Source organism: Meiothermus hypogaeus, assembly GCF_003574035.1.
Classification (GTDB): Bacteria; Deinococcota; Deinococci; order Deinococcales; family Thermaceae; genus Meiothermus; species Meiothermus hypogaeus.
This window is the reverse complement of record NZ_QWKY01000095.1, coordinates 1-10,201: the sequence shown is the minus strand read 5'-3', so window position 1 is coordinate 10,201 and position 10,201 is coordinate 1. Positions and strand designations below refer to the sequence as shown.

Below are 10,201 nucleotides of genomic sequence, written 5' to 3'. Positions count from 1 at the left end.
ACCTTCTCGTTGGGGCGTGGCCCTACCTGATGATCCACCGTCTCCACCAGCTTCATCCGATCCATGATTCCAGCCACCAGACCCAGGTGGGCCAGGTCGTAGACCTGAAGATCAGCGTCGGTTTCCATCCCAAAATCCTAAAGTCAGGGTAGAGGGGTGCGGAATGTGGGTTGAAAAAACAATGGCCGCCTGGATGAGCGGCCAGATCGGTGAAGAGGGCAATAATGCCTTTGGCAGGGGAACCTTGGTGCTTCAACCCAGCCGGGCCAGGTTCTCGCGGATGCGCTCTAGTTGGGCCTGATTCTCGGCCAGCCGCTCCCGCTCAGCCTGCACCACGGCGGGGTCAGCCCGCTCGACAAAACCGGGATTGGCGAGTTTTTTCTGTCCTTGCTCAACCTGTTTTTCCAGTTCGGCCAGCCGCTTCTTTTGGCGTTCCAGGAAGCTGCTGAGATCGCCTTCTGGTTTGAGGTAGACGGTGGTGGTGGCGGTAACCTGGGCAATGGCTTTTTCAGGAACGCCCAGCGAGGCCTGGGCCTTGCTCAGGAAGCGGAACAGGGCCTGGTTTTCCATCACCAGCGAGGCCCCGGGTCCCTCGAGGTGCACACCAATTTCCTGCTGCGGGGGGATGCCCAGCTCGGCCCGCAGGTTGCGGGTAGCGGTGATGGTTTCTTGCAGGGTCTCGAAGGCTTTTTCGGCCTCGAGGTCGCGCTCACCGGCCACCGGCCAGTCCTGCAAGGCCAGTTGTTGATTTGCACCGGTCAGGGTCTGGTACAGCTCCGAGGTAATGAAGGGCATGATGGGGTGCAGCAGCTTCAAGAGTGTGGCCAGGGTGTGCTCCAGGGTGGCCTGGGTGGCAGCGTTCCCCTCGCGCAAAGCGGGCTTGGCGGCCTCCAGGTACCAGTCGCAAAACTCACTCCAGACCAGGTCGTAGACCAGCCGGGTGGCGCGGCCCAGGTCGAAGGCTTCGTAGGCCTCGGTAATTTCAGCAATGCCCCGGTTGAGGCGGGAAATCATCCAGCGGTCGGCCAGGGTGAGGAAGCGGTTTTCGCTGGGTGGGCCTTCCTGGGCGGTGGGCCGGACTGCCTGCGCCCTATTCATGAGCACGAAGCGGGCCGCGTTGTAGAGCTTGTTGGCAAAGTTGCGCCCTTGCTCGTAGCGCCGGGGGTCGTGGCGGATGTCCTGCCCGCCGGTGGCCAGGTAGTCCCAGGCGAAGCGGCAGGCGTCGGCTCCGTACTGGTCCACCAGCTCGAGGGGGTCGATGCCGTTGCCCTTGCTCTTGGACATCTTCTGACCCTTGGCATCCAGGTATAGCCCGTGCAGCACGATGGTATGGAAAGGCGCCTGGCCGGTGAACTGGTAGCCCGACATCTGCATACGTGCCACCCAGAAGAAGATGATGTCATAGCCGGTGACCAGCACGTCGGTGGGGTAATACTTTTTCAGGTCTGCGGACTCATCGGGCCAGCCCAGGGTGGAAAAGGGCCATAGGGCCGAGCTAAACCAGGTATCGAACACGTCCGGGTCGCGCCGCAGGTTCAGATGGGCGTAGCGAGGGTCCTGGTCGCAGTCGAGGTCGGGGTTCTCGAGGTCGGGTACGTAGACGTTGCCCTCATCGTCGTACCAGGCCGGTATCTGGTGGCCCCACCACAGCTGCCGGGCGATGGCCCAGTCCTTGATGTTTTCCAGCCAGTCGCGGTTAACCTTTTCCCAGCGCTCGGGCACGAAGCGCATCTCGCCTTTATCGAGGCCCGCCAGCACCTTTTCGGCCACCGGCTTCATGCGTACAAACCACTGCTCGAGCAAAAGGGGCTCCACCGGGGCCTTGGTGCGGTCGGAGTAGCCCAGGGCAATGGTGTAGTCGCGGATTTCGCGGATGTGACCGGCCTCTTGCAAAGCCTGCACCACAGCTTTACGGGCCTGGAAGCGCTCTAAACCCCGGAAGGCTTCGGGCACCAGCTCGCCCACAAGGTGGCCTTGCAGGTCAATCACGCTGGGCATCTCCAGGTTGTGCCGAGTGCCGATCTCGAAGTCGGTGGGGTCGTGGGCCGGGGTAATCTTGAGGGCCCCGGTGCCAAAGTCGGTCAATACCGCCTCGTCGGCGATGATGGGAATGTAGCGCTCGGTGAGGGGGATGCGGGCCTTCTGGCCCACCAGGTGCCGGTAGCGCTCGTCGGCGGGGTTCACGGCGATGGCCACATCAGCGAAGATGGTCTCGGGGCGCACGGTGGCAATCTGAATCTCGCCGCCCCCAAGGAGCGGATAGGCCAGGGTATAGAGCTGGCCCGGGGTGGGCTCGATGTTCACCTCGAGGTCGCTCACCACCGTCTGGGCCACCGGGTCCCAGTTCACGATGCGTTTACCCCGGTAAGCCAGGCCCTGGTGGTAGTACGCCACGAAGCTCCGCCGCACCGCGCGGGAAAGCCCTTCATCCATGGTGAAGCGCTCGCGGCTCCAGTCGCAGGAAGCCCCGATGCGGCGCAACTGATAGAGAATGGTGCCGCCGTTTTTCTCCTTAAAAGCCCAGACCCGCTCCAGGAACTTCTCGCGCCCCAGGTCGTGACGGGAAAGCCCTTCCTGGGCCAGCTCCTTTTCCACCAGCACCTGGGTGGTGATGCCGGCGTGGTCGGTACCGGGCAGGTATAAAGCCTCGTACCCCTGCATGCGCTTGAAGCGAACTAGGGTATCGATGATGGTGTTGTCCAGGGCGTGCCCCAGGTGCAGGTTGCCGGTCACGTTGGGGGGTGGGATCACGATGGTAAAGGGACCTTTGCCTTTGTGGGCGTTGAGCTCCGGACGCAACGGGTTGCGGGCCCACTCTTCGGCCCAGTGCGGCTCCACGGCTTTGGGGTCGTAGGTTTTAGGGAGTTCTTTGGGTTCGGTCATTCTTTTGCCTCGCTGCTCAGGTAATAAATCAGTTCCTCGTCTTCGAAGCTGGCTTCTTCATACGCTACCCCGTACACCAGGGTGTGGGCCTCGAAGGTGTGGCTCCAGAAGCCCACTGTGAGGCGGTTGTCCTCGAGGTGTACCGTCCCCACCGCAAGCTCCTTCCATTCGGCCTCGAAGTCTTCGTCCTCGTCTTCGCGCTCGAGGTCGGCGTGGGTGGCTGCTTGCAGGGTGCAGACCTTCCCAACCAGGCTACGAATGGGGTTGTTGGCAGCGTCGAAGTGGGTGAAGAACTCTGGGCGAAAGCGGGTGTACTCGATGGTGGCTACCAGCAAATACTGCCCCAGCTCCCACTTGCGCTCCAGCAAAGGGGGCAGGGGTTCGTCGTAGTCGGGGTTATGGTTCGGCGGGGGGGTGGTGATGGGGGCTTCTAGCAGCTCGATCAGCATCTGCTTGCGTTCGCTCTTACTGGCCTGATACGGGGCCGGGCGGCCAAAGATGTCGCTCAGGTTCCAGTGTTTCAGACGCGACTTAAGCTCCGCCAGGGCCTCCTCGAGGGTATCCACAATCCGCAGGGCGTCACCCCGTTGCAAGAAATACCAGCCCGGATAATCTACCGACTCCCTCGGGGGTATTTCCTGGCCCATAAACTGATGGGTGCGGGGTTCACGGCTGAACCAAAGGAGCGAGGACTGGTAGTGGGGCTCGAGCTGCCATTCCTTGGGAATCATAAGACCTCCTGGGTTCTAAGGGGATTGACCTTCTTGAGGACTAGTGCACCGGTAACTTATTTTGTAGCACGTTTTGAAGCACGTTGATTGACCAAAATTGCGGTGCGCGGCTCATTGGGATGCACTGAAGTGCATACTGAATTCTTGGTTGCCAGACTACTAGTCCGACTACCTTGCACCAAGAATCTGCGTTGCAACACCGGCAAACGCCAGGCAAACCGCGCTTACTCGTGGAGTCCTTTTGCATAGCCCCTCCCGACCAAGATCTACCATGCTCAGCTCTTTCATCTCCAAACACGTCCTTAAAAAAACGCCCCTGCAGGCTATGCTGCACGGACGAGGATTTTCCCCGCGGTACCACCGCGCTTCCTGAAAACGGCGGCTGATGCTTTGGTGGCCCTCACCGCTTCAGGCACTCGAGCGTGCTATGACGGGCACTCCCGGCAGGTTCTACGCTGCAAAAAGAGTTTCTTCCTGCAAGCTCGCGGGCGACGTTCGGTTTCCGCGGTGTCCAGATGCCCTCTCAGCCAACGGAGCATCCTCTCTGGGGGCGCGAAAAACCTACTCCTCCCGGTCAAGGCCTATAACAAGTATACAACGGGCGAAATCAAAGCGCCTGAAGAACGCGCTGGGCAACCTCTTCCAAGGACGCCGGGGTCGGTGCTAGGGGTCTCTTGGCCCGGCGCCGGATTTCCTCACGTATCCAGGCATCGGCGCTCTTATGGTGGGCTACCAGGCGCCAGACTTCCTGGGCCAAAGGTGGTTTCAGTTGCGTGGTGAGGCCAGCCATGGCTCGCAGGGCCAGCGGAAGGGCTCCCAGGCGTAGGGCTTGTTCCAGGGCCAGCCGGTAGTAAGCCTTGCCCTCCGCGACCTCACCCAAGGCGAAGAAGGTGCGACCCAGGTGGTTGTAGGCCAGCGCTTCGCCCCAGGGGTAGTGGCTCTGGGTGAAGCGCTCCAGGGCCTGGCGCTGGAGTTTGAGCGCGCGTTCGTACTCGGCGTCGCGCATGGTCAGGCGGCCCAGCCCCAGCAGGGCCTTGGCGATGGTGATCTGGTCGCCGGTCTGGTGGGCGGTCTCGAGGCTGGCCTGCAAGCGCTCGCGGCATTCCTCGTTTTTGTATTCGATGCCTGCTACGGTGCCCAGTCCCAATTGAGCGTTCGACTCGGCAAAACGGTCGCCCAGCTGGACGCCAAACGAAAGGCTCTGGCGGAACATTTCCCGCGCCACAGCATACTCACCCAAAGCCGTCCAGGCCTGGCCCAGTCCGGTCAGGGCCAGGCTGAGACCGCGCAGGTCGGAGAGGCCCCGGTAGACTTCTAGAGCTTCTTGCAAATAGCGTTGGGCTTGCTCGAAATCGCCCTGTAGAACGGCCAGGTTGCCCAGGTTGTACAGGGCGTTGCCCAGTCCCCAGGGGCGCTTCTGACGGCGGCGCATCTCCAGACTCTGACTAAAGAGTTGTTTGGCTTTTTCGGGCTGACCCAGGCTCATTGCGGCCAGGCCCAGGTTGTTGAGGGCGAAGGCGGTCTCGTATTCGTCTATCAACCCCTGACCCAGTTCCAGGCTCTGCTCGATGGCTTGCTGGGCGCCTGCGCTATCGCCCAAACGGTGCAGAAAGCGCCCCCGGCGGCACAGCGCCAGGCTTTGCAGGGTGCGGTCAGGCGAAGTGGCTACCTGGGCCATCAGGGCCTCGCCTTCGGCAAACCAACCCCGCAGCTCGAACAGCAAAAACAGCCCATCGATCATCTCCAGGGCCAGTTCTTCGTAGCTGTTTGCCAGGGCCCAGTTCCAGCAAGCCTTGAGGTTGGGGTATTGCTGGGTAAACATGAGCAAAGCTTCCCCCTGGTTGCCACCGCGTAACCCTTGCTCGTGGGCTTTGAGCAGTCCGGCAAAGTAGCGGGCATGGGCCAGGTGGATGGCCTGGGGAATGTGGGGCAGCAGGTGCTGGCGGATTACGGTCAGGATGCGGTAGCCCTCTGGGGTTTTTTGCAGCAGGGCCCGGTCGAGCAGGGTGGCCAGGGCAGGCAGGGCGGCGTTTGTGATGGCCTGAGCTGCAGGCAGGCTAAAACTGCCTTCGAATACCGCTAGGGCTTGCAAGGTTTGACGCTTGGCAGGGGTGAGCTGGGCCAGGCTGCTTTCCAGCACACCGCGAAGACTGGAATGGCGGGCGGGCAGCTCGGTCAAAGTGCCCTCCAAAAGCCTCAAATCTTGTTCCAGGCTGCGCGCAATTTCGCGACAAGACATCACCCGAACCAGGGCTGCGGCCAGTTCCAGGCCCAGCGGCAGGCCGGACAGTAATCGGCAAATCTGCGCGATAGCAGCCCAGTCTTCGGAGTTGGGGCGGAAGTGCGGCTCTACCCGCAATGCACAGCGGCGGAAGAGCTCGGCGGCCGGGCTGCGCTGGATCAAACGGTCTTCTTCGGGGTAATCGAGTCCTTTGACCTCGTAGATCCACTCACTCCGCAGGCGAAAGCGCTCCCTCGAGGTCAGCACCAGCTTGGTGGAGGGGCTTTCGCGCAGCAGGTGCTCGAGTTCGGCCGGTACAGCAAGCCCCTCGGCCTCGTCCAGAAACAAGCAAATGGGCTGTTCGCTCAAGCGGTGTACTACAGCAGCCCGCAGGTCGCCCTGGCCCATCAAGGGCAGGCCCAATCCTTCGGCGAGGCTCGAGAGAAGGGGGCGCCCCTGAAGCGCAACCCAGCAGACCGTCCGGGAGGAGTTCTGGCTTTCGAGTTGCTCGGCCACAGCCAGGGCCAGCCGGGTCTTGCCCACGCCGCCCGGCCCCACCAGGTTGAGCAACCGGCAATCGGGACGCTCCAGCAACTGCAACACCTCGAGCTGTTCGGTATCGCGCCCGATCAGGGGGGTGGTGGCCACAGGCAAGCGGGGTCTGGAAGAAGCCTGGCCCAGCCCTCGGGCCAGTGCCTGGGCCTCGGGGCCAGGGGCCAGTCCCAGTTCATCGGCCAGGGCTTGCTCCATATTTTGGTAGAGCCGCAAAGCCCCTGCCCGGTCGCCCAGTTGCTCGGAAAGACGCATAGCTTCCAGATAGGGCCGCTCGGCCAAAGGGTCAGCGGCGATAGCCTGCCGCCAGAGGGTCAGCGCCTCTCTCAGTCGACCAGCCTGCTCCTCTGCGGTGGCCAGATTCAAAAGGCATCGCAGGTAGTGTTGCAGGGTTTCCTGGCGAATCTGCGCTTGCCAGTCTTCAAAAGCGGCGGTCTCGCGCAGTTGCAGGCCCTGCAAGAATGAGCCCCGATACAGTTCCAATGCTTTGCCAGGCTGTCCGGTGCGAATTGCGTCCCAGAAGTCCCACAAATCCACCTGAATCCTTGCGGGATCGAGCCGCAGCAACTGTTGGCTGGGTTTTTGTAGAGCCTGGGGCAGGATTTGTCCTAAGCGAGAAAGTTCCTGCCGCAAGCTGGCCCGGGCCTGTTCCTCGGCGTTTTCGGGCCAGAGCAGGTGGGCCAACTGGCTGCGGCTGGCACCTGAGCGCTCTACCGCCACATACGCCAGCAAGCCCAGCGCTTTGCGGGTCGCCAGGTGAACCAACTGTCCGCCCTGTTCCAAACCTGGCGGCCCGAGCAGCAAAAGTTTGAGCGCTGGCTGCGGCATGATCAGATAGGTATTGTACCTTGTCCAAAGAATCAGCCTAAATGCGCTGCTAACTTGTTTTGCAGCATGCTGATTGCCAGAGTTGCGATGTGCGGCTTACCGGGGGGGAGTGTGTTAAGCACAGAATTCTTTGTTACCAGACCACTAAGCGCTTTGAAAGCATGATTATCACTATATCCAACAGGGCGCACCTCTGGGTACTGCGACCTTGACCTTGCAGCTTAATGGATGGCTCTCAGGGGTTTGCCGAACGCCGCATGGCGCAGCTTGGTGGCAAGCGATCCAGTATTGCCCGCGTAAAAAACGGGCTACGCCCACCATGTGAGCAAGGAGCCCTAAAAGCCCAGGGTCAGCTCTAAAATCAGCCAGCCCAGGAAGACTACTGCCGAGCAAATCGAGATAGCGTATCGTACCGAGGCTTTGTTCTTGATTTCGCCGCGTTTCAGGAGGTTCTTGAGGGGGTTTTGGGCGTGACTGGTCATAGCAAACACTTCTTGCGCTAGTAATAAAGTCCGGGGAAGGTTTGATTGCGGCCCGAGCTTTTGGCCTCGGCCTGAAAGCGGTCGGCGCGGGCCAGCACTTCCTGGGCGGTAGGCTCATCGTCGCGGCCTGCAAAGCCCAGGCTGATGGTTACTTTGAGCTCAGGGTGCAGTTGATTCCAGGGGTATTTGAGCACTGCCAGGCGCAGCCGCTCACACACCCCGAAAGCCCGGTCGCCGGTGATACCACGCAGAATTATGGCGAACTCCTCACCGCCGATCCTTCCCGCTACATCCGAGGCCCGCAGGGCTTTGCGCACCAGCTGACCTATCCGGCGCAACACCTCATCGCCTGTTGCGCTGCCAAAGCGCTCGTTGATTTCCTTGAAGCCATCCAGATCGAAGGTCACAACCGTAAAAACCTCACCGCTCGCAAAAACCCGCTCGAGGGCTTTTTCAAATGCTGCCTGGCGGGGCAGTCCGGTGAGTTCGTCGTCGTCTTCGGCCCCGTAGCCCTCCAGCAGGGAGCTGCGTGCATTGAGGAGGCTCTGGTTGCGTTCTTCCACCAGGCGCTGGGCCGACTCGAGGGCCATCTTGAGGGATTCCAGGTTGCTGCTGGAATGCACAATCTGAGTGCGCATCTGCTCGAGCAGGTGCACTAGTTTCAAGTCTTCATCGCGGAGCTTGTCAATGCTCATATTGCAGTGGATTATATGCAGACTAGAACCGAGTGCTTGTGCTATTTGAACATCACCGCCAGGTGCTACGATACGCTGGGCTAGGGCTTATAGCAGAATTTGCCCACGTATCTCCCCGGCGCGAAATAGGGCGGTGTGAATATCGAAGTAAAGTTCGCCCTGACGCAATCGGGCCTGGTCTTCGGGGGAAAGCTCGAGGCGATCCACAAAAGTAGCGCTACGCCCATCGGGGCCGTACACCGCCTTGAGGGCTTGCAGCAGGGGGCCGTTTTGACCTTTGGGGCCACGGTGGAGGTGGATTGCGCTGGTCAGGCGGGCATTAAGGGCGGGGTCGTCTACCGGGTCGCGGGTATAGTCGCGGAAGGCCCCACTGAGGTTGGCTACCGCCCCTCGAATGTGAAGCACCCGCCCATCGGTCTCGACCCGCACCACTGCCAATGCGGGGGTGTCTACCGCAGTGGGCACAATTTCGCCTCCGCTGAGTACGATGGCATGGCCTGGGGTGCTTTGGGCCTGTCCCATACCCGCCAAACCAAGACCTGCCAACCCCAAACCGCGGATCACGCTTCTGCGTTTCATACACAACCTCCTTTTGCTGATGTCCCAACCCCGCCAGCAGGAAGGTACCGGCGAGGTCGGGGTTCGAACCGCGCTTACTTCCGGATGAAGCTGCTAACTGCGGCGGTGGCTTGCTGGGGTGTAATGGCTACCCCCAGGGGGCGTCCATTGGGCACTTGAGGGCCTTCCACCTTACCCCCCAGGCCAATTAGCCCATCGCGCAAGACGGTCAGATGGGCCTCTTCGTTCATGGCGATGGCGGCAGCAGCCGATAGTACCGCTTTGTTTTGAATCAGCGGGATGGCGCCCAGATAGGCCCCGGTGAAGGCTGTCTCGAGGGCGATCATGGTTTCCAGTACCTTCATCTGGTTGGCCCGATTGAACTCCAGGCTACCGTAGGTGAACTGTGGGCGGGCCACCGGCATGGCATTGAAGGGGCCCCGGATGGTGTCGGTGAGGGCCTTGACGTGGGCTTCTTCCTGCTTGAGGGCTTCGGCCATATAGTCCTTGATGCCCTGGGGGAAGGGAACCGTAAGGGCCTTGGTGTACACGTCGGTGGCCAGGTATTCGGCGGTAAGAGCCAGGTTCAGGATGTCCAGGTCGCTGACATTGCCCGATTGAGCCAGGGCCAACTGCCCAAGCTGGCTGGCCAGGGCAGCACTTACGCCCCCGGCAGTCAAGACCTTCACAAAATGGCGTCGCGAAGCCTTTTTATCGTTTTCCAGCAAATCGAAGTTGAACATGGTTTCTCCTTTGGTACAAGAGGGCTTGGGGTCGAGGGCTGACTGGGTCGAGCGACGGGTATTTGAGAGCGGATGCTATGGTTACTGCGAAGTCTCAAAGGCCCCACGCTGGACTTCAAGAAAGATTGCCCACCGCGAAGATGACGCCGTCGCGGACTTCCAGCCGGATGCCTTCCAGCATTTGCCGGGCGGGGCCACGCACCACCGAGCCGTCGGTGGCCTTGTAGGCGCTTCCGTGGCACGGACACACCAGATTGCGCTCCGGGTTGGGCAGGGTCGGTTTACAACCCTGATGGGTACAGACCAGCTGGTAGGAGACCAGAAAGAGCGTTTCGTTGCCACGCCGAACCATCAGGGCTCGCTTATCCCCTTCGGCAGGTTTAGAGCCTGCTAACTAGCTGTTCGTAAAAGCTCCACAGTTTTCGCTGTCATCAGAATCGAAAAAGCCAACCAGTGCCAACCTCGCAAGGTCTCAGCCAGCCGCTCATAGTCTCGCGCCAGCCTGCGA

General features: G+C 61.0%; 9 protein-coding genes. All 9 read right to left on the bottom strand.

From position 1 onward, the window contains the following. Positions 1 to 128 (bottom strand): DUF4277 domain-containing protein (locus Mhypo_RS15745; RefSeq protein ID WP_119341926.1); only part of this gene is annotated, 128 nt, incomplete at its 3' end. 124 nt (positions 129 to 252) lie between these two features. Further along, positions 253 to 2,883 carry a valine--tRNA ligase gene (locus Mhypo_RS15740; protein WP_119342216.1) on the bottom strand — a complete coding sequence of 877 codons (2,631 nt, stop codon included), beginning with the start codon at positions 2,881 to 2,883 and terminating at the stop codon, positions 253 to 255. Continuing rightward, positions 2,880 to 3,614, bottom strand: a complete 735-nt coding sequence (locus tag Mhypo_RS15735) for a hypothetical protein (RefSeq protein ID WP_119342215.1) — start codon at positions 3,612 to 3,614, stop codon at positions 2,880 to 2,882. Before Mhypo_RS15735 ends, Mhypo_RS15740 begins: the two co-directional genes overlap by 4 nt. Positions 3,615 to 4,221: 607 nt before the next feature. Further along, entirely contained in the window at positions 4,222 to 7,215 is a 2,994-nt protein-coding gene (locus tag Mhypo_RS15730; protein WP_119342214.1) for an ATP-binding protein, read from the bottom strand. Between the two features lie 335 nt (positions 7,216 to 7,550). Then, positions 7,551 to 7,697 (bottom strand): hypothetical protein, encoded by a 147-nt coding sequence (locus Mhypo_RS18215; RefSeq protein ID WP_170148329.1) that lies wholly within the window; start codon positions 7,695 to 7,697, stop codon positions 7,551 to 7,553. 17 nt (positions 7,698 to 7,714) lie between these two features. After that, entirely contained in the window at positions 7,715 to 8,392 is a 678-nt protein-coding gene (locus Mhypo_RS15725; RefSeq protein ID WP_119342213.1) for a GGDEF domain-containing protein, read from the bottom strand. An 87-nt stretch (positions 8,393 to 8,479) separates the two neighbouring features. Then, complete coding sequence (locus Mhypo_RS15720; protein WP_119342212.1) at positions 8,480 to 8,971, bottom strand: CHRD domain-containing protein; 492 nt, start codon at positions 8,969 to 8,971, stop codon at positions 8,480 to 8,482. Positions 8,972 to 9,045: 74 nt separating this feature from the next. Next, entirely contained in the window at positions 9,046 to 9,693 is a 648-nt protein-coding gene (locus Mhypo_RS15715; protein WP_119342211.1) for a ferritin-like domain-containing protein, read from the bottom strand. Positions 9,694 to 9,808: 115 nt separating this feature from the next. Beyond that, positions 9,809 to 10,045 (bottom strand): QcrA and Rieske domain-containing protein, encoded by a 237-nt coding sequence (locus Mhypo_RS15710; RefSeq protein ID WP_119342210.1) that lies wholly within the window; start codon positions 10,043 to 10,045, stop codon positions 9,809 to 9,811. Positions 10,046 to 10,201 lie beyond the last annotated feature (156 nt).